Genomic DNA, 21,910 nt, shown 5'->3' on the forward strand with positions numbered 1-21,910 from the left:
GCATGGGTCCCGAGCCACGGGTTGTGGGGTGTCCACCCGGTGCACAGGGTGGGCGCCGTCTACGTCACCGAGCGCGAGGCCGGCCGCGTCACCCTGCTGCGCGACACGAACGGCGACGGCGCCGCGGACCAGACCGTCGTCTTGGCAAGCTGTACGTGTCCGTGGGCAGCACGTGCAACGCGTGCGCGGACGCCAACCCGGAGAACGCCACGCTGCTGCGCTTCGAGCCGGACGGCACGGACCGCGCCGTGTTCGCGAAGGGGCTGCGCAACACCATCGGGTTCGCGTGGCATCCGGTGTCCGGCCAGCTCTGGGACATGGACCACGGCTCGGACTCGCGCGGGGACGACTATCCGCCGGAGGAGCTCAACCGCATCCAGGAGGGCGCGGACTACGGCTGGCCCTACTGCCTGGGCAAGCAGGAGCCAGACGCGTTCCTCAGCCAGGAGCCGCCGGACATGCAGTCGCGCCCGGAGTACTGCGCGAAGACCCAGGCGCCCGTCCTGGAGTACCAGGAGCACTCGGCGCCCATGAACCTGACCTTCTATACGGGCACCCTCTTCCCCGCGGAGTTCCAGGGCAACGCTTTCGTGGCGATGCGCGGCTCGTGGAACCGCCACCCGCCCACCGGCTACAAGGTCGTCCGCGTCCGCTTCGACGCGCAGGGCACGCCCACCGCGTTCGAGGACTTCGCGTCGGGCTGGCTCGGCGCGGACGGCACCACGCAGTTCGCCCGGTTGGCGGACACCGCGGTGGCCGCCGACGGGGCGCTGCTCGTCACGGACGATGCGAACGGCGTCATCTACCGCATTCGCTATTCGGGCTGAGTTTCACTCACTGATATCATTGATTCACTCGCAGTGAACAAGCACCAGCCCCGTCCTGGCGCTCAGGCATGCACGTGCCGGATGCCCCGCCGCAGCATGAGCGAGCCGGACATCATCGAGATGCCTCGGAAGAAGACGGCGAGCCCGACCAGGGTGCCCACGAGCCACACGGAGGACGCGGGCCACCGGGCCATGACGCTGAGGCCCAGGACCAGGGAGATGAGGCCGTAGGCCAGGTCCCAGCCCCACTGGAAGTAGCGGTCCATGACGGAGGTGATGACGTGGAAGAGGCCGCTGGCGAAGAAGTAGCCGGCGATCAGCAGCGTCAGCGAGGCGAGCCCCGCGGCCGGGTACATGACGGTGAGGATGCCGACGACGGTGGTGAGGACGCCGCCGAGCATGAAGGACCAGAAGGTGCCCCGGCCTTCACCGCGTGAGCGCACGGCCGCGGCGATCTCCAGGACGCCACCAATCACCAGCATCATGCCCACGAAGAAGACGGTGACCATGCTGGTGAAGAACGTGGCGCCCAGCAGCACGACGCCCGCGATCGACGTCAGCAGGCCCAGGATGAAGGGGGCGCCCCACATCGTCGAGGCTCCTCGGGGAGGACGGTCCGGCCGGGTCTCCGGCACGCGTTCGACGTTCGTATCCATGGCGATCTCCGCGGTGATGGCTGCCCGCCTCGGGCCCTCGGCCGCCTATCGGTCCGGGAGTGAACGTGGGGGAAGCGTTCCTCGTGGAAGATGGGAGCGGCGCCGGGTGCGAACAATCCGCGCCCCCTGACGAAATGAGGCAAAGCGGCGAGCAGGGGCCGGAGTGCCCTACCGCGTCTGGAGGGCGGGGCGGGCGTACGGCGGCGACAGGAACACCGCGCCGGGCTCCTTGCGGAACCAGGTGAGCTGCCGCTTGGAGTACCGCCGGGTCTCCCGCGCGGTGTCGGCGATGGCCTCTTCGCGCGTCATGCGCCCCTCCACCACGGCGCGAGCCTGCACGTAGCCGACGCTGCGCATGGGGGCCGCGTCCGCGTAGCCCTGGTCCAGCAGCGCCCGTGTCTCCTCCACGAGGCCACGCGAGAAGAGCGCCTCTGTGCGCGCATTGATGGCGGAGTAGAGGGCCTCGCGCGGCGGGTCGAGCACGTACAACTGGAAGGGATAGCGATCCGGCGCGAAGGCATGGGCGCGGCGGAACTCGGAGGCGGGGACGCCCGTCTGCGCGTGGATCTCGAGCGCGCGGACGACGCGCACCAGGTCCTGGGTGGGCAGCTTCGCGGCGGTCTCCGGATCCACCTCGGCCAGCCGGCGGTGCACGGCCTCCCTCCCCTGCTCCGCCGCGAGCGACTCCAACTCCGCGCGCAGCGAAGGCAGGGCGCCGGGCGCGTCCACCACGCCGTGCAGCAGGATGCGCAGGTAGAGACCGGTGCCGCCCACGACGAACACGGGCCTGCCTCGTGAGGCGATGTCCGCGATGGCCGCGTCCGCGCGGCGTTGGTACTCAGCGGCGGAGAACGGCTCCAGCGGATCCACGCAGGAGACCAGGTGGTGCGGCACGGCGGCCAGTTCCTCGGCGGAGGGCTTCGCGGTGCCGATGTCGAAGGCGCGGTACACCTGCTGCGAATCCGCGCTGACGATCTCCCCGCCCACGTCGCGAGCCCAGGCGATGGCCAACGCCGTCTTCCCCGACGCCGTGGGTCCAGCGATCACCGTCAAAGGCACCCGCGTCTCGGCCACCGTCATCCGCCTCCCACGCCCGCTGTAACGCAGACGCGGGGCAAGCGCGAGCCCCGCCCTAAGGCCGCACCACCGCATCCAGCCGCGAGCGCACCACGTCCGCCGCGCTGGCATCCCGCGCGAACACGAGCCGCGCGGTCTCCACGGACGACAGCACGCGTCCCGCCGCGCCCACCAGCGCACCCCGGCCCGCGGCCGTGGGTTCGGGCAGCAGCGCGTTCAGCAGCAGCACCCGGGCCACCTCCCCCGCGCCCTGCGTTTCCCACCGCGACGCCGCGTCCCAGCCCAGCGTGCCCACCGCGACAAGCGTCGCTTCGGCCGTTCGAATCGGCACGTTCCAGGGGGTTCCCGAGGCCCGCCACCCGCCACCGTGTACGGGCCACACCGCCACCAGCTCATCCGCGAGCACGACGCCGCCCGCCTCACGCCACAGCCCGCCCAGGGTGCTCTTGCCCGCGCCGGAGTGGCCCACGAACAGCGCGGTCCGGCCCTCGTGCACCAGGCCCACGCCGTGGATCAACAGCCCGCCGCGCTTCGCCAACGCGGACGCGAGCATCACCTTGATCACGTTCTCCACCGGGTACCGGCCTGAACCGGTGACGTCCGCGTGGCTCCTGTCCTGGGAGAGCACCGCGGAGTACTCCGAGCCCTCCACCCGCAGCGTTCCCGAGTCACCGGGCTCAAGCCGGGGCAGCTCCTGCACGGTGGGCGGAGCAGTGGGAGTGGAAGGTGTCCGCATCACCAGCCGGGCATCGGAAGCCACGGCGTCTGGAGCGAGGAACGCGCCGAACACGCGCCGGAGCGGGCTTGCGAGCGCTTCCTCCTCCACGTCCAGCGACACCGTCCACCCGGCCAGGGTGATCCGGAGCGCGCCGTCACGGGGACCCGCGAGGGGGTCCCCGCGGTTCACGGCACGCACTCCGATTCGCCGGGGATGGTGCACGTGGAGAGCTGCGCCAGCGCGACGAAGGGCTGCTCCCACAGGATGGCGGGAGGCACGTACGCGGCGGGCGCGGCCGGCTTCGGCACGGAGGGACCCGCGAGTGGTTGTGAAGGTCGCTGGCTCACGTGATGGCCCACCTAGAAGGGCACCGGGAAGGCACAGATTCGACCATCCAGAGTACCGACATGCAACCGGCTAACGGTGTGATCGATGGTCGGCGTGCCGATGATCTGCGCCGGCCCCACCGTCACCTGCCCGGAATCCACACCCGTATCCAACTCCAACTGATGCACCTTGCCGTCCGAGCTGTTGACGTAGATGCGCGCCACGCCGTTCTGGTTGAGGCTGAACGAACCGGTTGAACCCACGATGGCCGTCGACCACAGCAGCACCGGCATGTTGGTCGCGTCCATCTCATAGCGCTCCACCTTGCCGTCCGCCGTGCTTATCACGAAGCCCCGGCCCAGGGGCCGCGCGAAGCTGGTGAGCGCGCCCACCGCGGCGGGCCGCACGTCGACCGTCCATGCCTTCATGTACGTGGTTCCATTCACGCCGTGCACCCGGCCATCGCTGGTGGCGACGAGGGCCTGGTTGGTCGTGGCGTTGCGGACCACGCCGAACTCCAGGTCTCCCAGCGCCAGCCGCGCGACCTCCGCGCCCGTAAGGCTGTTGAGCACGCGCAGCGTGGCGGTGCTCACCCCCGACATGGTCGCTACGTAGAGCCGGTTCGTCGTGTAGTCCACCATCATGCCGCCGCTCACCATGCCCAGATCCCCGGGGCGGTAGCGCCAGATGAGGGCGCCCGTGGCCGCGTTCAGCGCGACCACCTGATTCTGCGCGGATGAGTTGCGCGTACCGAAGAACGCCAGGTCCACGTTCGAGTACGTCGTCCGGTACTCCGGGTTCGCGTAGTCCAGCAGCTGCGTCACCGGGAACGAGCTGATGCTCCCCAGCCCCAGCGTCGTGTTCTTCCACAGGAACTCGCCCGTGGCTGCGTTGAGCACCGCCGGCACGCCGGTAGTGTCACCCACGACGAGCCACTGCTGCCCGGGCCGGCCCAGCAGCGGCACCACCGGAAAGCGGGTTTCGATCTTGGCGGGCATCTTCACTGGCCGGAAGCGCTCCGCGCCGTCCTCGGACGGGTTCACGGTGTTCGTGAGCATGCCCACCACCGAGTCGTTGGACGAGCTGAAGATGCCCACGCCCAGCTCCGTAATGGGCTGATGGAGCGAGGACATGCCCACCGAGTAGCACCACAGCGGGTTGCCCGCCACGCGCGCCCGGGGCGTGGCCAGAAGGCCCACCGAGGTGGGCTGGTTGCCTGGCCCGTACCGCAGCTGGTCGTCCGCGTTGAACACCCGGTAGTAGTACGTCGTGCCGTTCGTCACCGACGTGTCCGTGAAGGACGACGCGGAGCTGAACTCATCCGTGTACGCCACGGTCGCGTTGCCCAGCACGTCCCCCACCGCGTAGCGCACACCGCTGGTCGGCGCGGTGTTGGGCGTCGCCCCCTGCGCGCGCAGCACCAGGGTGCCGCCGTGGTTGAAGGGGTTGTCCCAGGTGAGCGTCACGCTGCCGTCGCGGGCCACGCCGGTGAGGCGCCCCACGTCCGGGGACGCGGTCACCGCGAGCAGCGTCATCGTCCCCTCCACGCGGATGCGCGGATCGTTGTAGCCCTGGTTCAGCTCCAGCCGGTGGCGGAACGCCGTGTCCGCGGTGACGGCGGTGAAGCCCGAATACGTGATGCGGAAGGTGGCCTCGCCCCCCACCGGGATGCCGGACTCCGACTCCCAGGTGTACCCGGCCGCGTCCGTGGAGACGACCCAGTCACCAAAGGCCTGCGGACCCGAGGCGGCCACCGCGAAGTAGTTCACCGCGGGCTTGAACAGCTTCACCTCGTAGATGGGCAGCGAGCCCCGGTTCTGCACCGTGTACGCCACCGTCACGGCCGTGGCCGCGGTGGACATCGTCTCCTGGCTCAGCCGCACGCGGTGCTCCACGATGCGGCCCTTGCGCGCGGTGACGACATCCCCCGCCACCGCCGAGCCGTTGAGCGTCCCGTCCACCTGCGCCTGGAACTGGTAGCTGGCGCCGGGCGTGCCCGACACCTGGTAGCGCCACGTGAACTGCGCGGAAGCCCCCGGCGCCAGCTGCGCCACGCTCTCCGGAGACGGGCCGGCCACGAGCGTCGCCGCCGCGCTGCCCGACCGCACCGGCGTGCGCGGACGCACCTGGGCGTACGTGTTCGTGGTGGAGGTGTTGAACACCGTCAGGCGCAGCGTCACCTGATCACCGGCGAATGCGTCCACGACGTCCATGTCCGCCGCCGCGACCAGGTTGCCCACGTCCGCCATGGGCGAGTCCACGAGCGGCGCGTTGGACGGGGTGGCGGCCGTCGTGCGCGCCCGGACACGCGCGGACACGGCGCCAGCGGCGGTGGGCCGCAGGTTGACGGCGATGACGCCCGCGGCCCGCACCGCCACCGTCTTGTTGGCGTCCTTGCTCAGGGTGGTGAGGGGCACGCTGCTCGTGGACGTGGGGTTGTCCACGGTCACGGTGGCCGAGCCCGTCCCGCGGTTCTCCACCACCACGCGCGCCACGGTCGTGCCGTTGACCGCCAGCACGCGGGGCGCCAGCGTCACGTTCGCGGCCAGGATGCCGCGTGTCCACGGGGTCATGGTGTTGATGTTGTACGTGTAGTTCGTGCCGTCGCACTGGTCGCGGCCGTAGGTGCCCGTCGCGAGGCGCTCGGTGGCGTTGTCCGTGGTGCGGTTTGACGGCGCCACCACGCTCAGCACGAAGCGCGCGGACTCGTTCCGCCCCAGGCCGCGCCCTTCGTCCACACACCCCAGCGTGGACTGGAAGGTGATGCGCCGTTCGTTGGAGTCGATGTACTCGACCTTCCAGTTCGGGTTCTCCTCCGCCGGCAGGCCGGCCAGCAGCTGATAGCCGGTGGGGATGACGAAGGACACCTCCGACAACCGGGCGTCGTTCACGGCCGTGGACGTGTTGGTCACCTCCACGACGAGGTCGGACGCGTCGTCCATCACCACCCGCGCGACCGTCTCTCCGGCGGCGGGGACGGGGCGCACGGTCCAGGTCGTCTGGGGAAAGCCCACCGCGGGCAACAGCATGGCGACGAGCGCGAGGATGCGGACGTTCATGGCGTGCCTCACGTCACGGCTCCAGGGTGAAGGACGTGGCGGCCAGCTGCGCCCCATCCAGGAAGAAGCGCACCTGCCAGGTGCCCGTCATGCGCGCCATGGACACCGGCGTGCCCGCCACCGGCAGCGAATAGCGCAGCGTGCGCGTCTCCTCCGGCGGCGCCTCCACCGTCGCGCTCCGCTTCTCGTACGGACGCCCGCCCGGCGCGATGAACTCCACGTCCACCAGGCCCTTGTTCCGCACGCCGCTCACCACGAAGTCCACGTCCACCTGCAGCACCTCGGACAGGGCCGTGGGCTCCGCGCCAGCGCCCACCACCGCCGCGCTCCCGGACGGGGGCGGCAGCGCCACCGGAGGCGGCTCCTCCTCCACGACCTCGTCCGGAGGCGGCTCTTCCTCGCCGGGCACCTGCGCCGGGGGCGGCGGCCGGGCCACGCTCCCGCCACCGGCCAGCACGTCCGTCGGATCCACGGGGGTGACGGAACCACCGCCCTGCCCCGGCTTCACGGCCGTGGGCGGCGGCAGGGGGGACACCCCTTCCGTGCACGCCGACAGCATCACCACCCCCGCCAGCACCGCCACGAGCGCTCGCGTCATGTCTCCTCCAGAGGCGCGGCACCGGCCGGCGCGCGCACTTCATCCAACAGACCGCGCCGCTGGAGTTCCTCCAGGAAGCGCAGCGTGTCGGTCAGCACCGGACCGACGTCGGTCGAAAACTCGGAAGCCACCTGCTCCGCCACTGCCCGGGCCGTGTGCTGTCCATCGCACAGCGCCCAGATGCGCGCCGCCGTCGGGTTGAGCCCGCGCAGCGTGCGCCCCTCCGCGTCCAGCACCAGGAAGTCCGCGCCAAAGCCCTCCCCCGAGGTCCCCTGCCGCCGCCGGGGAACGCTGCCTTCCTGAAAGCTCATGCGCGGCCCGTCCTTCCCAGCCACGCGGCCACCCGGCGCTTCAGCGTCGCGCGCAAGCGGCCCACGAGGCGCGGCCCCACGTCCCAGCGCTCCATCTCCAGCAGCGCGCCGCCCCGGCGCACACGCCGGGCCCGTCCAAGGATACGGAAGAGGGGCAGCGGCGGATCTTCCAACCCGCCATTGTCCCCACGAAGCGCGCACACGCTGCCGTCACACCAGCGCACGCGGTGCAGCACCAGCGAGGACTCGAAGCGCGCCAGCACCACCTCACCCGGGCGCGGCGCCTCCGCCAGCGGCTCCACCTCCGCCACGTCGCCCGCACGCAACGACGGCCACATGCTGTCCCCGGCGACGGGGATCCAACGCGGGCCATCGATCACGGAGGCGGGCTGGGGAGCGCTCGACATTGACGACGAAAGGTACTCCAAACTCTCAAGCGCCGCGAATCTCCGCGCCCTCGTTCCCCCAGCGATTCCCAGGACTTACGCTGCTTAACACCTTTACTCCGGGATTTTCACGGAAGACAGGCCGCCCCCCTCCCCTCCGGCCAGGCGCGTCATGCCGGAGGGGCGCTTGGGATCAGGCCGCGGGCACCGGGGCCGCGGCTTCCGGCTGGGCGCGCACGGTGGCGGCGACGTTGTCCAACGCCACCGGGACGGGCTCGCCGCCCGCCATGGGCTTGAGCTTCGCCTGGCCACTGGTGCGCTCCTGCTCGCCCAGCACCAGCGTGAAGCGGGCGCCGGACTTGTCCGCGCGCTTCATCTGGCTCTTGAGGCTGCCGCCGCGCGTGTCGAAGTCCACCTTCAGGCCTTCACGGCGCAGACGGCTGGCCAGCGCCAGGCCCTCGTCCTGCGAGCCCTCGTCCGCCACGGCGATGAACAGGTCCGGCCGCTGGGTGAACGTCTTGCCGCCTTCCTTCAGCAGCAGCACCAGCCGGTCCAGGCCCATGGCGTAGCCCACCGCGGGCACGTCCGGCCCGCCCAGGCCCTTCATCATCTTGTCGTAGCGCCCGCCGCCGCCCACCGTGCTGGCGGTGCCCAGCGCGGGGTGCGAGGCGATGAACTCGAAGACGGTGCGCGTGTAGTAGTCCAGGCCGCGCACCAGCCGGTGGTTCACGACGTAGCGGATGCCCAGCACGCCCAGCTTGCGCTGCAGGTCCGTGAAGTGCGCGCGGCACGGCTCGCACAGGAACTCCAGCACGTTGGGCCCGGCCGCGGCCACCGCCTGGCACTTCTCGTTCTTGCAGTCCAGGACGCGCAGCGGGTTGCGCTCCAGCCGCTGCTGGCAGTCCGCGCACAGCTCTTCCCGGTGCGCGTTGAGGTACTCCACCAGCTTGGCGTGGTACGCGGGCCGGCAGTTGTCGTCGCCCAGCGAGTTGATGTTCAGGGTGACGTCCTTGAGGCCCAGGGCCTCCAGGAACTGCACCACCACGTCCATCAGCTCCGCGTCCTGCGCGGGCTCCTTCGCGCCGTAGGCCTCCGCGCCAATCTGGGAGAACTGGCGGTAGCGGCCCGTCTTCATCCGCTCGTAGCGGAACATGGGCCCCATGTAGAACCAGCGCGACACCGGCTCCTGGTTGCTCACCGAGTGCTCGATGTACGCGCGCGCGGCGGGCGCGGTGCCCTCGGGACGCAGGGACAGGCTGCGGCCGCCCTTGTCCTCGAAGGTGTACATCTCCTTGCCGACGATGTCCGTCTCCTCGCCCACGCTGCGCACGAAGAGGGCCGTGTCCTCCACCATCGGCGTGCGCACCTCGCCGTAGCCGAAGCGGCCGAACAGCGTGCGCGCGGTGGACTCCACGAACTGCCAGACCTCAATCTCGCCCGGCAGAAGGTCGTTCATCCCCTTCACGCCGTTGATCTTCTGGCTCACGTGATGACTCCGATGCGCGTGCCCATGCGCACCACCGCTTCCGGCTGCATGCTGTCATCCCAGCGCACGCGCCCGGGCTCGAAGCAGAGGATGACGGTGGAGCCCATCTCGAAGCGGCCCAGCTCGCCGCCCTTCTCCACCGGGATGCCCGCGCCGTAGCGGTGCACCTTGCCCGGCTGTCCGATGTGCGTGGTGATGTCCTCGTAGGACGCCTTGATGCGCGACACGCAGGTGGCGCCCACCTTCACCACGGCGACCTTGCCGGCCACGGTGTCCAGGTACGTCACCAGCCGCTCGTTCACGCAGAACAGCGACTGCTTGTTCTTCACCGACGCGGGGTTCACCGGCCAGAACTCACCCGGGATGTACGCGTACCCGGTGATGGTGCCGCCCAGCGGCGCGTGGATGCGGTGGTAGTCGCGCGGAGACAGGTACACCGTCGTCCAGGCGCCGCCGTGGAAGGGCTTCGCGGCCTGCGAGTCCCCCAGCAGCTCGTCCACCGTGTACTCGATGCCCTTCGCCTGCAGGCAGCGGCCGTTGTCCGCGTAGCCCACCTGGGACACCCGGCCGTCCACCGGGGACACGACGACCTTCTCGCCCGCGTCCACCGGGCGCAGGCCCGGCTTGAGGGCGCGCGTGAAGAACTGGGCGAAGGTCGGGTACTTCTCGAAGGCGTGCTCCGCCTCCTCCATGTCCACGTTGTACGCCTTGGCGAAGGTGCGCATGGCCCAGTGATGCACCGGCGCGGGCGCGGGCAGGCGCGTGGCCAGGCCCACCGCGGAGGACACCGCCGACTTGGGCAGCACGCGCATCAACTTCATGAAGGTCTGTTCGTTCATCGAAGGTCGTCAGCTCGTAAGAGAGAGGTTCAACGCCCGACACCGTCGGGCACCACGCCGCCGTCCTCATAACGGCGGACGTTGCGCACGGCGCTCTTGGGTAACAGCGCCAGCACGCGGCCGTCTTCAATCAACAGCGCGGTGTCCCGGTGGGTCGGGAACTCCAGCTGGCAGGACGCCCGGTCGCTCAGCTGCCAGGTGTCCCGCATCCCCCGCCCCTCCACCGTGATGGGCACGGAGCGGGTGAAGCAGCCCCGGAAGCCCGCCACCAGCTCGGAGGCCGGGGTGCCCGTCTGGGGCCCGGCAATCACGCCGGCGTCTCCCAGCCCGGCGTCCACCGGCTCCGCCGCCTGGCGCTCGGGCGGCCGCGGATAGTTCGTCTGGGAGGGGTCCTGGGTGGGCAGCGTGCGGGCGTTGGCCACCGCGCGGCGCTTCTCCTCCTGGGCCGCCTGCATGCGCGTCCGTCCCTCCTGGATGCGCTGGAGCAGGGACTGGGACGCGGCGGCGTCCACGCTGTCCGCGGGGACGCGCTGCAGCTGCGCTTCAATCTCCCCGATGGAGGGGTCCAGGTACGCCCCGTCCAGCTTCTGGGCGTAGAGCGCCGTCCACCGGTGGCTGGCCTGCTCGAACTCGGGCGAGGGCGGCGCGGGGGCGCGGCTGCACCCGGAGACGAACAGGAGGGCTGCGAGGCCAAGGCCCATGAAGGGCCGCATCGGACGGGGGACCTGGGGGCGCACGGCCCCGGTTTATGCCACCTTCCGTCCGGCCGCGCCGCTTTTCCGCACGCGGCGCGTTGAGCGGCCTAGACGCCCAGGAACAACCGCTTGCCGAAGTTGAGCGCCAGGTCCGCGTCGAAGATCTTCTGCGCGGAGGTTTCGATGTCGTACTCCACGCGCAGGTACTCCACCGTGCGCGCGTCCGTGTCGCAGATGACGAAGCAGGCCCGGTTGTCGTAGTCGCGCGGCTGGCCCACGCTCCCCACGGACACGATGTACTTGTAGCCCTTGCGCAGCACGAACTTCTGGGCCACCACGTCGTTCACCTCGCCATTGCCAATGGCGAACGCGCGGCACAGGTGGCTGTGGCCGATGAAGGTCACTTCCGGCAGCTCCGCCACGTACGGCGTCAGCTCCCGTGCCTGCTCCAGCGCGAAGATGTACTCGTACGCCTTCGGGTCGATGGGCGAGCCGTGGCAGAAGCCCACCTCGCCAATGCGGTACGTGTACGGGAGGCTGCGCAGCCAGGCCAGGTTCTCGTCGGAGATGACGTTGGCGCTCCAGTCGAGCGCGTGCCGGGCGGCGTCGTAGTAGTACGAGTAGTCCATCCGCCCCGCCACCGCGGCGTCGTGGTTGCCCAGCAGCGTGATCTCCGCCACCGAGCGCACCAGGTCACAGCACGGGTTGGGGGACGCCCCATAACCGACGATGTCCCCCAGTGACACGAAGCGGTCCACCTTCTGGTGCTCCGCCACCCTCAGCACTTCCGTGAGGGCCTCGATGTTGGAGTGGATGTCGGAGATGACGGCGATGCGCATGGGAGCCCTATAGGGGGGTCTGCTGCTGGGAGATGATGCGCCGCAGACTCGTCAGTGCGTCCGCGTCCAACGCTTCGAATCTCAGGCCCATGCCCGGGGGCCGGCCGGCGGGTTGCTCATCCTGCCGCAACCAGACGACCGTGGCCTGTGCCTGCAACTGCGTGTCCGTCGCCTGCTGGGTGAGCCGCACCTGTGCCCGCGTCCCCGCCGCCAGCGGGGTGCTCGTCCTGAGGAAGAGGCCTCCCTCGCTCAGGTTGGCGATGCGTGCATACAGGGTCACGTTCTCACCCTCGCACCAGCAGCGCAGGAGGGTGCCGACCCGCGCGTGCTTTCGATTTTCGCTCAACCGGGGGGACCTCCCGACGTGGAATCTTCCCGGCCACGTCGGCGCTGAAAAAGGACGTCCGCACCGGATTTATTCATCCACTGCGTTCGGTCGAGCCTAGGGAGGGTGGGTGCGGCCCGTCAAGTTCCACACCGGATCAAGGCCTCCCTGGCGGACAAGGGCTCCCCTACCCGCCCAGCGGGCCCAGGTCGTCGAAGTGGGTGAGCTTCTTGAACTCGGCGAAGCGGGCGTGGATCTCCGGGCGCTGCACCTCGCGCAGGCGCTCCAGGCTGAACTTCTCCACGGTGAAGGAGGCCATCACGCTGCCCATGACCATGGCCTTGCGCAAGAGCTGCTGATCCACCTTGCCGGTGGCGGAGCTGGCCAGGGTGCCCATGAAGCCGCCGGCGAAGGTGTCACCCGCGCCGGTGGGGTCGAACACCTCCGACAGGGGGAACGCCGGGCAGGCGAAGATGTGGTCCTGGTCGAAGAGGAGCGCGCCGTGCTCGCCGCGCTTGATGACCACGCGGGACGGGCCCATGGCCAGGATGGCGCGCGCGGCCTTCACCACGTTGTGCTCGCCGGACAGCTGGCGCGCTTCCGCGTCGTTGATGAAGAGCAGGTTCACGCGCTGGAGCGTCTTGAGCAGCGCGGGGCGGCTGCCCTGGATCCAGAAGTTCATCGTGTCCGCGGCCACCAGCTTGGGCGCCTTCACCTGATCCAGCACGCGCGACTGGAGCTCCGGGTGGATGTTGCCCAGGAAGACGTAGGGCGTCTCGCGGTAGGCGGCCGGCAGGTTCGGCGAGAAGGACTCGAAGACGTTGAGCTGGGTGTCCAGCGTCTGCGCCTCGTTGAGCTCCCAGCCGTACTTGCCCTTCCAGCGGAAGGTGCGGCCGGCCTCGCGGGTGAGCCCCTCCAGGTCGATGCCGCGCCCGCGCAGGAACTGCAGGTGCGACTCCGGGAAGTCCTCGCCAATCACCGCCACCAGCTGCACGGGGCCGAAGAAGGACGCGGTGGTGGAGAAGTAGGTGGCCGAGCCACCCAGCACGTCCTCCTTCTTGCCGAAGGGCGTTTCCAGCGAGTCCAGCGCGATTGAACCGACGACGAGCAGAGACATGGAGGCTTCTTCCTGGGGGTGACCCGGCGCGGGTACGGCTTCGCGTCAGGGCACGGCGCGTTCCAGGGGAAACCCCGTGCCCGTGCCGGGTACGACACCTTCCCGGCAACGTCAAGGACTACACACCCTAGAAGGCGGGAACGCCGATGGTGGTGATGAGGGCCTTCAGGTCGTCGTCGGTGAAGAAGAAGCCCGCGCCAAAGAAGAAGTCGCGGCCGGCGATGAGGCGCTTGGTGGCCGCGTCGCGCTGCTTGGCGTTGAGGATGTCGTCCATGCCCGCCACGACGAACAGGTGGTCGAACGCCTGGGCGCGCAGGGTGGCGCGAAGGCGCGGGTAGCGCAGCTCGTCCGCGGTGAAGTTGAACGCGTCCATCTTCAGGGTGAGCGCGTCGTCGAAGAAGTGCAGGTCCGCGCCCACACCGCCAGTGGACTCGATGAGGCCCACGCGCAGGGTGGTGAAGTAGTAGCGCTTGGCGAACTGGAGGCTGACCTTGAAGGACTCCTTGGTCACCTTCTGCGTCTGGATGACCGGGTCGCCGTCCGACGGCGGGTTCGTCTGCACCACCTGCGTGCTGACGGAGCCGCGAGGGTCGTCGATGATCTCCAGCAGGTAGTACTTGTCCGGCTTGGGGATGAGCCGCAGCGACAGGCCGTTCTTCGACGCCCCCTGGGACACCAGGTACGTGCTGAACAGGCCCACCTCCGTCTGGAGGGTGGAGAGGCGGGTGGCGAACTCGCTGACGTCGGTGACGGCCTCGCCCAGGCGCTGGCCCAGCTGCTCGTCGGTGAGCAGCGCGCCCGCGGCGCCTTCGCCGTCCTTCACCTTGCGGGTGATCTCCTCCAGGTTGGCGAGCGTGTTGTCCAGCCGGCCCAGCGTCTGCTTGAGGCTGGAGACGCTCTCCTTGAACTCCCCTTCCCCGCTGCCCACGATGTTCTTGACGGTGCCCAGCACCTCGCGGACGTCCTGGGTGATGCGCTCCACGTTGGTGACGATGCGCGTCACCTCCGCGCCGTTGCCCTGGGTGAGGGCGCGCACGTCGGAGGACACGCCCTCCACGTTCGCCATGATGGTGTCCAGGCGGTCCGTGTTGCGGCGCACCGTCGCGTCCACCGAGTCCGACAGGCGGACCAGGTTCTCGACAATCCGCTCCAGGCTGCCCGCGCCCTTCTCACCGCCCAGCACCTCGCGCAGCGCGCCCGTCACCTGCTGGATGTCGGAGGTGATCTGCGACAGGGACTCGAAGACGGCCTCCACGCCCTGGGTGTCGATGACGCGGCGGATCTGCCCGCCGTTCTCCAGCTCCGGGGCCTGCTCCGTGCCGGGGTTCAGGTCCAGCAGGTAGTCGCCCAGGAGCGACTCCGAGCGCTTGGTGACCGCGGCGTCCTGGCGGATGTCCACGCCCTTGCGGATCTTCAGCCAGATCTTCGCGCGGGTGCCCTCCAGGCTGATGTCGCTGATCTCACCCACGGGGATGCCGGCGATCTGCACCCGGCCACGCACCGCCAGACCGGACGCGTCCCGGAAGTAGGCCCACACCTTGGTGGAGTCTCTGTCGCTCAGTCCGCCCTTCGTGGCGAACAACACGAACGTGATGAGGAAACCACCGGCGGCGAGGACCAGCAGGCCAACACGGAAGGGCGTGACGAGCTTCTTCACCTGATGTGACTCCGAGCGCTACCACCGGCCGCGCGCGACTCTAACGATTTGCATGCCGGGTGCCAGCTTTTCATGAAGGGCTGGAATCCTTGGGGGACCGCATTCCCTACCCGAAGGTCTTAGTTCTTGCCGAACCACGTCTGGAGGAAGACCTGGACGGCCGGGTGCTGGGACTCCCGCAGCTGCTCCGGCGAACCGTGCTCCACGATGACGCCCTTGGACAGGAAGGCGATCTGGTTGGCCACGTTGAAGGCGGACGCGATGTCGTGGCTGATGACCACGCTGGTGACGCCCAGTTCCTTCTGCGCGGTGAGGATCATGTCGTCCACGGAGTCCGTGGTGATGGGATCCAGGCCGGTGGTGGGCTCGTCGTAGAGGACGACCTTGGGATCCAGCACCACCGCGCGCGCCAGGCCCACGCGCTTGCGCATGCCGCCGGACAGGTCCGCGGGGAAGCGGCCCTCCACCTCGCGCTTGAGGCCCATGAGGTCCAGGCGCTTGCGCACCTGCACGCGGATCTCGTCTTCGGACAGCGTCGTGTGCTGGCGCAGGGGGAAGGCGACGTTCTCGAACACCGTCATGGAGTCGAAGAGCGCGGCGGCCTGGAACACCATGCCGAAGCTGCGGCGCACCTGCTGCAGCCCTTCCACGCTCATGGGGACGATGTCCTGCCCGTCGATGATGACCTTGCCGCTGTCCGGCTTGAGCAGGCCGATCATGTGCTTCATCAACACCGTCTTGCCGGAGCCGGAGCCGCCCAGGATGACGCAGGTGCTGCCCGCGGGCACGGTGAGGTTGATGCCAGTGAGGACCTTGTTGCCCGCGAACGTCTTGTGCAGGTCCACGATGTCGATCATGGCCCGCGCGGAGCCGGGCGGAGTCTGGGGGCCCATCAGTGCATCAACATGCCGACGATGAAGTCGAGGATGAAGATGGCCAGCGCGCTCGACACCATGGCCTCCGTGGTGGCCTGGCCCACGCCCTTGGCGCCGCCGGACGCGTTGTAGCCCTTGAAGCAACAGATGAGGGCCACGGAGAGACCGAAGATGGCGCCCTTGATCAGGCCCTCGTAGACGTCCGCTGGCGCCATCCACTGCTGGGTGCGTGACAGGAACGTGCCGGGGGAGATGCCCAGGCCGAACACGGCGACGATGTACGCGCCCGTCATGCCCGTGGTGTTGAAGAGCATGGTGAGCGCGGGGACCATGAACAGGCCCGCGAGCACCCGGGGCACCAGCAGGTACTGCACCGGGTTGACGGCCATGGTCTCCAGCGCGTCCACCTGCTCGGTGACGCGCATGGTGCCCAGCTCCGTGCACATGGCGGAGCCGGCGCGCATGGTGACCATCAGCGCGGCGAACACGGAGGCCAGCTCGCGCGTGAGCGTCAGGGCGACGGTGGGGCCCACCAGGCTCTCCGCGTCGAACAGGGCGAACGCGGTGGAGGTCTGGAGGGCGAACACCATGCCGGTGAACGTGCCGGTGAGCCCCACGATGAAGATGGAGCCCACGCCCACGAAGTCCAGCTGGGTGAAGAGGTTCTGCAGCCGGAACGGGCGGCGCACGCTCCAGCGGAAGACGTCCAGGCCCAGGGCGACGACGCCGCCAATGCTGCTGACGACGTCGATGATGCCCTTGCCGAGGCCCTCCACCGACTGGGAGAAGGCGCCGGTGAACCGGTTGGGTTTGCTGGGGGTCTCGGTGGTCATGCGCTCAGGCGGGCGACTCTACGTGCTCCGGACGGCGGCACAAGGGAACTGAAGAGCCGCCCCATCCCACCCCTACCTCCATTGGCTGGTCGCCAGGGGGGCTCCCGCGCCGCGTGAAGGTGGGATGCGATGGGGCTTCCTCCGCCTGGGGTCGGCCGTTATGTTCCGCGGCCCTCTTTACTTTCCACGCCCGGCGCGCCCCTGAGGGGGAGTTGCCGGGCCAGAGCGACACGACAGCATGGCTACTCTGAAGGTCGGCGGCGAGGTGGATGCCCAGTGCACCCGCTGCAAGATGAATCTGGCGCACACCATCCTCGCGATGGTGGGTCCGAAGATCGTGCGCGTCCGTTGCAATACCTGCGGCGGTGATCACGCGTTCCGGGGCACGGCGGGCGTCACGGATCGCCCCAAGCCGGCCTCGACCCGGGCCCCGCGCGCCGCGTCTGGCACGCCCCGCGCGGAGAAGGTGGTCATCTCCTTCGACGAGCAGCTGGCGGGCAAGGACATCGCGAGCGCTCCCAAGTACAGCCCCAAGGACACCTACAAGGTGGATCAGGTGCTCCACCACCCGACGTTCGGGGTGGGCCTGGTGACGGCGGTGCGCGGCGACAAGGTGGACCTCACCTTCCGCTCGGACACCAAGACCCTGGTGCACGGCCGCGGTGGGGCCCCGGCGGAGCGGCCCGCCTTCAGCCCGCCCACGAACAAGCAGGCGGGCCCCGCGGACAAGCCCATGGCCGAGCTGCCTCCCGGGATGGAAGAAGCCGCCGCTGAGACTTCCCTGCCTTCCGGGGATTGACCCGGAGGCCGGAGCGGCGGTCAACTGGGGCGCTGGGTTTCCCGTATGCGTCCGCCGCTCCACTTCGCTGTCTGCCTCCTGATGCTGGGTGCCGCCGTGGCGCGGGCGGAACCGCCGGAGGTGGAAGCGACGCCCGGGCGCGTGGTGCTCGGGAAGGACGCGGCCGTGGAGGTGCGGGTGCGGGTGCCGAAGGGCGCCGGCCCCGTGCGCGCGGCGGCCTCTTCCGGCACCTGGGCGCAAGAGCGGCTGGAAGGTGGCGCCGAGCGCGTCTTCCACTGGACGCCTCCGCCGGTGCGCTACCCGCTGTGGGCGGTGCTCGCGTTCTGGGTGGAGGACGGCCGCGCGCCGGACGTCACCACCCTCCAGCTGCCCCTCCTGGGTCGCACCACGCTGGACGTTTCCACCGCGCCGGGCGCGGACGTGGTGGTCGTGGTGGGCGACGCGCGCTTCGGACCGGTGAAGGCGGACGGGCGTGGACGGGCGCAGGTGCCCGTGGAGGTGCCTCCGGACGCGACGGAGGCGCGCGTGCTCGCGACCCGGGGCACGCTCACCACGGATCGCAGCACACCGCTGGAGGTCCCCGCCGTGCGTCCACTCGTCGCCGCGCTCACGCCGGCTCCGCTGCCTGGAGACGGCGGTGGCTGGCTGATCATCGCGGGGGATGAAGCGCGGATTTCATCGTCGGAGCTGGACGTGGTCGCGGAGGGTGCCACGGTGCAGGCGGTGTCCCTGGAGCGCGCGCGCTTCAAGGTGCAGCCGCGCGCGGACGCCACGGACGTGACCGTCACGGTGCGCTGGAGTGACGCGCCCGTCGAGGACGCGGTGAGGCTCCAGAGCACGGTGAGGCCCGCCGCCGCACGGCCCGCGGAGGAGGTGATCATCCCGGATACCCCCTACGTTTCCCCGGCACACCCTGTTGCGCGCCCGATCTCGGGACAAACGTCGCTGTTCCTCCTGGGCGGCGTCGCGTTCGCGAGCGGCGCCAATGGGGGACCGCTGTTGGGATTGGGCGTGTCCGTGCCGCTGCCGGTGTGGCGCGAGCGATTGGCGGCGGAGGCGGAGTTGGGCCTGCGTCACGCGAGCCTGGACGGTCGGCAGGGAGCCACGATCGTGCACTCGCGCGTGTGGGGGATTCCCCTGCTTTTGTCCGCGCGGGTCACCCTTTTCCAGCATGGTTCCTTTCAGCTGGACGGCCGTGCAGGCGGCGGTGTGCTGGCTTTGAACCATCGCCTGTCGACGGAGCCGGTTGAGACCGGTGACGTCTTTCCTGACGCCGTGGATGAGCGCAAAGTGCGCGCCATGGGATTCCTGGCCGCGCAGGGCGCGTATGCCATTGGTCGCTGGAGCGTCATCACCGAGGTGCGCGCGGCACTGGCGCCCGTGGAGACGCCGTCACTGCGCGCGGAACTGGGTGGCGTGTCCGTGTCCGCGGGACTGAGGTTCATTCCGTGATGCGCGCGGGCCTGGGCGTGGTCGGGATGGCGGTGCTGGCGTGGGCCTGCACGGGCGGCCCCGAGTCCCTGCCTCCGCCCACCATCGTCGACGTGGACCCCGCGACGCTGCCGGTGAACGCGAAGGACGAAGACCTCACCGTGCGGTTCGACGCGCGCTACAGCATGGCCGTGGACTACAGCGCGGAGAAGGTGGATGCGCGCATGGGTTCGGGCCGCGTCTGGGTGGATGAGAAGGAAGCGGCGGTGACGCGCTTCGACCCGGCGGGCGTCGCCATCGTGACGGTGCCCCGGGGCTTGGGCGCGGGCGCGCACGCGGTGCGGTTGCGGCTGGACGACGGGCGCGAAGCCGTGGCCGAGGGCGCCCTCACCCTGCGCCCGTCCGGGCAGGAGGTGGTGGATCCGCCCCTCCCCGAGGACGGCGGCGTGCTCATCCTGACCGACGCGGGGCCCATCTACGGCGACTTCGACGGCGGGGTCGACACCACGGACGGCGGCGAAGCCGTAGACGCAGGCCCCGGCCCCGATGATCCGATGCGCGAGGGCGACATCACGGGCTTCGCCTTCGACGCCATCGAAGGCACGCGCATGAGCCGGACGTCCTTCGACATCACGGTGCGTGCCCAGGGGCCGCGGGCCGGGCACTTCAAGGGCTCCGTGGAGCTGATCGCGTCGCGCGGCACCGTGACGCCCACCAAGATTGGCCCCTGCGACAACGGCGTGTGCAACGCGACCATCGTCATGGAAGCGCCCGCGGGCAACGTGCACCTCAACGCCCTGGACAGCTTCGGCGCGACCGGCGAATCCAACACCTTCCGGTTGGAGCCGTACAAGTAGCGCCGGGCCTCACCCCGCCGCGCGCAGCAGCTCCAGCGTGCGCAGCATGTCCGGCGGCAGCGGCGCATCCACCCCGCGCGCGGGCACTCCCGGCAGCGCGGGCCACTCCACGCGAGCGGCGTGCAGCGGCGTGCGCGTCAGCACCTCCTGGGTCCCCTGCCCTCCCAGGTCCGCTTCCGTGAGCGGCGCCTCGCGGCCGTACTGGTGATCCACGAGCAACGGGTGCCCCAGCGACAGCAGGTGCACGCGGATCTGATGCGTGCGGCCCGTCAGCGGCTCCGCCTCCACCAGCGACGCGCGCGCGAAGGTCTCCACCGGACGCACCCGCGTGCGCGACGGCTTCGCGTCCGGCTCCTCCGGCTTCGCCACGCGCATGCGCCCCTTGCGGCCCGCCACCAGCGGCGCGTCCACCATCCGGGGCGCCTCCAGCCGGCCCTCCACCAGGGCGCGGTAGCGCTTGCGCACCTTGCCCGCCTCGAAGGCCTGGGACAGTGCGCGGTGCACGTCCGCGTCCAGCGCGAACACCAGCGCGCCGGAGGTGTCGCGGTCCAGCCGGTGCACCACGTACACCTTGCGGCCCAGCTGGGCTTCCAGCGTGTCGCGCAGGGACGGACCGCCCTCGCGGCCGGGGATGACGAGCACCCCGGCCGGCTTGTCCACCACCATCACGCCCGCGCCCTCGAAGAGGACGCGGGGAACGTCACCGCTCATTCGTAGTCCGACGCCGGCACGACGGTGATGGGGCCCAGCCCCTCCAACAGCGGCTTCACCTCCGACGCCTTGCCCAGCACCACGATGACGGGCCGGTCCGCGAACGCGTACTTCTTCGAGGCCGCGGCCACGTCCTTGGGCGTCACCGCGCGCAGCCGGTCGCGGAACTTCTCCACCCAGTCGTCGCCCAGGCCGTGCATGCGCATGTCCGCGATGACGGAGGCCACGGACTCGTTGGTCTCCGTGCGCAGCGGATACAGGCCGGCCAGGTAGCTCTGCGCGTCCTTCAGCTCACGGGGCTTGAGGCCCCCGTCGCGCACGCCGTGGATCTCCTTCAGCGCCACGTCGATGATCTCCCGCGTGGACGCCGTCTTCGTGAACGTGGACAGCGCGAAGATGCCGCCCGCGCTCATCGTGTCGAAGTAGGAGCTGACGCCGTAGGTGAGGCCCCGGTTGACGCGGATCTCGTTCATCAGCCGCGACGTGAAGCCGCCGCCCAGCGCGATGTTCATCGCCGTGGCCGGGAAGTAGTCCTCGTGGCCCAGCCAGAAGCCCGGGCCACCCAGGCGCACCTGGGACTGCGTCTGGTCCGGCTTGTCCACCAGCAGCACCGTCCCCGCCTTCGCCAGCGGCTCCTGCTTGCGAGGCAGCATCGGGTCCGCGTCGGGTCCGCCCGTCCAGCCGGCGAAGGCGCGCTCCGCCTCCGCGGCCACGGTCTCCGGGGCGATGGCGCCCACCACGGTGAGCATGGAGATTCTCGGCCCCATGCACTCGGCGTGGAAGCGGACCACGTCGTCGCGCGTGAAGGTGGACACGGTGCGCTTGATGCCGCCCAGGTCCCGGCCATACGGATGGTCGCCCCACACGGCGCGCGTGAAGGCGCGGTCCGCGATGGCGGACGGATCATCCAGGTCGTTGGCGAACTGCGCCAGCGCGCGCTCCCGGGCGTCCACGACCTCCTGCTCCGGGAACGTGGGATCGCGCACCACCTGTCCCAGCACGTCGAGCATCGCGGAGAAGTGCTCCGCGGGCGTGGTGAGGTAGACGGACAGCACGTCCTCGTTGACGCCCGCGTAGAGGCTGGCGCCCACGAACTCGATGGCCTCGCTGATGCCATCCGCGTCCATGCGCTTCGTGCCCCGGCGCAGCAGCCGCGCGGTGAAGTCCGCCAGGCCGTCCTTGCCCTGCGGATCCCACACGCCGCCCGCGCGCATCACCAGCCGCACGGAGACCAGCGGCAGCGGTCCGCGCTCGGCGGCGATGACCTTCAGGCCCGTGGACGTGGTGCTCTCATGCAGCGCGGGCAGCTTCAGCTCGCCGGTGGCGGCGGACTTCGGCGCGGGAACGGTCTTCAGCTTCTTCACGCGCGCAGGGACGGCCTTCTTGACCTGCGCGACCTTCTTGCGCGCGGCGGTGGCCTGCTTGCGCACGGCCTTGGCGGCCTTGCGGACGGTGTTCTTCACGGAGGCGATCTTTCGGGAGGCCAT

General features: G+C 70.1%; 23 protein-coding genes. 4 read left to right on the top strand and 19 right to left on the bottom strand.

Features of this window, described 5'->3' with window-relative positions; translation table 11 throughout:
* Positions 1-155: 155 nt before the first annotated feature.
* Positions 156-827: a PQQ-dependent sugar dehydrogenase gene (locus D7X32_RS17720; RefSeq protein WP_158625705.1), complete on the top strand. Its 672-nt coding sequence runs from the start codon at positions 156-158 to the stop codon at positions 825-827.
* A 62-nt stretch (positions 828-889) separates the two neighbouring features.
* Here D7X32_RS17720 and D7X32_RS17725 read toward each other — a convergent pair whose 3' ends face one another.
* The 17 genes from D7X32_RS17725 to D7X32_RS17800 form a co-directional block, all read right to left on the bottom strand.
* Complete coding sequence (locus D7X32_RS17725) at positions 890-1,483, bottom strand: HdeD family acid-resistance protein (RefSeq protein ID WP_244239055.1); 594 nt, start codon at positions 1,481-1,483, stop codon at positions 890-892.
* A 168-nt stretch (positions 1,484-1,651) separates the two neighbouring features.
* On the bottom strand, positions 1,652-2,563 hold the full coding sequence (miaA, locus tag D7X32_RS17730) for a tRNA (adenosine(37)-N6)-dimethylallyltransferase MiaA (protein WP_120603736.1): 912 nt from the start codon (positions 2,561-2,563) through the stop codon (positions 1,652-1,654).
* Between the two features lie 52 nt (positions 2,564-2,615).
* Positions 2,616-3,467: a hypothetical protein gene (locus tag D7X32_RS17735; protein ID WP_244239056.1), complete on the bottom strand. Its 852-nt coding sequence runs from the start codon at positions 3,465-3,467 to the stop codon at positions 2,616-2,618.
* The gene (locus D7X32_RS45475; RefSeq protein WP_158625706.1) at positions 3,464-3,625 is read right to left on the bottom strand and encodes a hypothetical protein; all 162 of its coding nucleotides are present in this window, start codon (positions 3,623-3,625) and stop codon (positions 3,464-3,466) included. Before D7X32_RS45475 ends, D7X32_RS17735 begins: the two co-directional genes overlap by 4 nt.
* A gap of 12 nt (positions 3,626-3,637) precedes the next feature.
* Positions 3,638-6,664, bottom strand: a complete 3,027-nt coding sequence (locus D7X32_RS17740; protein WP_120603760.1) for a dehydrogenase — start codon at positions 6,662-6,664, stop codon at positions 3,638-3,640.
* Between the two features lie 13 nt (positions 6,665-6,677).
* Positions 6,678-7,262, bottom strand: a complete 585-nt coding sequence (locus tag D7X32_RS17745) for a hypothetical protein (protein WP_120603738.1) — start codon at positions 7,260-7,262, stop codon at positions 6,678-6,680.
* Positions 7,259-7,573: a PqqD family protein gene (locus tag D7X32_RS17750; protein WP_120603739.1), complete on the bottom strand. Its 315-nt coding sequence runs from the start codon at positions 7,571-7,573 to the stop codon at positions 7,259-7,261. Before D7X32_RS17750 ends, D7X32_RS17745 begins: the two co-directional genes overlap by 4 nt.
* Positions 7,570-7,980, bottom strand: a complete 411-nt coding sequence (locus tag D7X32_RS17755; protein WP_279635589.1) for a S24/S26 family peptidase — start codon at positions 7,978-7,980, stop codon at positions 7,570-7,572. The genes D7X32_RS17750 and D7X32_RS17755 overlap by 4 nt, the downstream gene beginning before the upstream one ends.
* Positions 7,981-8,152: 172 nt before the next feature.
* A complete protein-coding gene (gene hisS / locus D7X32_RS17760) occupies positions 8,153-9,415 on the bottom strand; it encodes a histidine--tRNA ligase (RefSeq protein WP_244239057.1) in 1,263 nt (420 codons plus the stop codon).
* 26 nt (positions 9,416-9,441) lie between these two features.
* On the bottom strand, positions 9,442-10,284 hold the full coding sequence (gene asd, locus D7X32_RS17765) for an archaetidylserine decarboxylase (RefSeq protein ID WP_120603741.1): 843 nt from the start codon (positions 10,282-10,284) through the stop codon (positions 9,442-9,444).
* 29 nt (positions 10,285-10,313) lie between these two features.
* Positions 10,314-10,985, bottom strand: coding sequence for a hypothetical protein (locus D7X32_RS17770; RefSeq protein ID WP_120603762.1), 672 nt, complete (start codon positions 10,983-10,985; stop codon positions 10,314-10,316).
* A 101-nt stretch (positions 10,986-11,086) separates the two neighbouring features.
* Entirely contained in the window at positions 11,087-11,818 is a 732-nt protein-coding gene (locus tag D7X32_RS17775) for a metallophosphoesterase family protein (protein ID WP_120526312.1), read from the bottom strand.
* A gap of 7 nt (positions 11,819-11,825) precedes the next feature.
* Positions 11,826-12,164 carry a TIGR02266 family protein gene (locus D7X32_RS17780; protein WP_120603742.1) on the bottom strand — a complete coding sequence of 113 codons (339 nt, stop codon included), beginning with the start codon at positions 12,162-12,164 and terminating at the stop codon, positions 11,826-11,828.
* 166 nt (positions 12,165-12,330) lie between these two features.
* A complete protein-coding gene (locus D7X32_RS17785) occupies positions 12,331-13,260 on the bottom strand; it encodes a PfkB family carbohydrate kinase (RefSeq protein ID WP_120603743.1) in 930 nt (309 codons plus the stop codon).
* Positions 13,261-13,387: 127 nt separating this feature from the next.
* Entirely contained in the window at positions 13,388-14,917 is a 1,530-nt protein-coding gene (locus D7X32_RS17790) for an MlaD family protein (RefSeq protein ID WP_120603744.1), read from the bottom strand.
* A 119-nt stretch (positions 14,918-15,036) separates the two neighbouring features.
* Complete coding sequence (locus tag D7X32_RS17795) at positions 15,037-15,774, bottom strand: ABC transporter ATP-binding protein (protein WP_120603763.1); 738 nt, start codon at positions 15,772-15,774, stop codon at positions 15,037-15,039.
* A 35-nt stretch (positions 15,775-15,809) separates the two neighbouring features.
* The gene (locus D7X32_RS17800) at positions 15,810-16,625 is read right to left on the bottom strand and encodes an MlaE family ABC transporter permease (RefSeq protein ID WP_120603745.1); all 816 of its coding nucleotides are present in this window, start codon (positions 16,623-16,625) and stop codon (positions 15,810-15,812) included.
* A gap of 238 nt (positions 16,626-16,863) precedes the next feature.
* Here D7X32_RS17800 and D7X32_RS17805 point away from each other — a divergent pair, with 238 nt between their 5' ends.
* The 3 genes from D7X32_RS17805 to D7X32_RS17815 are packed head-to-tail and all read left to right on the top strand — an operon-like array spanning position 16,864 to position 19,712.
* Positions 16,864-17,424 (top strand): hypothetical protein, encoded by a 561-nt coding sequence (locus tag D7X32_RS17805; protein WP_120603746.1) that lies wholly within the window; start codon positions 16,864-16,866, stop codon positions 17,422-17,424.
* 45 nt (positions 17,425-17,469) lie between these two features.
* On the top strand, positions 17,470-18,876 hold the full coding sequence (locus D7X32_RS17810; protein ID WP_120603747.1) for a hypothetical protein: 1,407 nt from the start codon (positions 17,470-17,472) through the stop codon (positions 18,874-18,876).
* Positions 18,873-19,712: a hypothetical protein gene (locus tag D7X32_RS17815; protein WP_147450183.1), complete on the top strand. Its 840-nt coding sequence runs from the start codon at positions 18,873-18,875 to the stop codon at positions 19,710-19,712. The genes D7X32_RS17810 and D7X32_RS17815 overlap by 4 nt, the downstream gene beginning before the upstream one ends.
* 9 nt (positions 19,713-19,721) lie before the next feature.
* On the opposite strand, the gene D7X32_RS17820 is transcribed toward D7X32_RS17815, so the two are convergent.
* Positions 19,722-20,423, bottom strand: a complete 702-nt coding sequence (locus D7X32_RS17820; protein ID WP_120603749.1) for an RluA family pseudouridine synthase — start codon at positions 20,421-20,423, stop codon at positions 19,722-19,724.
* Positions 20,420-21,910 (bottom strand): M16 family metallopeptidase, encoded by a 1,491-nt coding sequence (locus D7X32_RS17825; RefSeq protein WP_120603750.1) that lies wholly within the window; start codon positions 21,908-21,910, stop codon positions 20,420-20,422. Before D7X32_RS17825 ends, D7X32_RS17820 begins: the two co-directional genes overlap by 4 nt.

Origin of the sequence: Corallococcus carmarthensis (genome assembly GCF_003611695.1) — a bacterium.
Classification (GTDB): domain Bacteria; phylum Myxococcota; class Myxococcia; order Myxococcales; family Myxococcaceae; genus Corallococcus; species Corallococcus carmarthensis.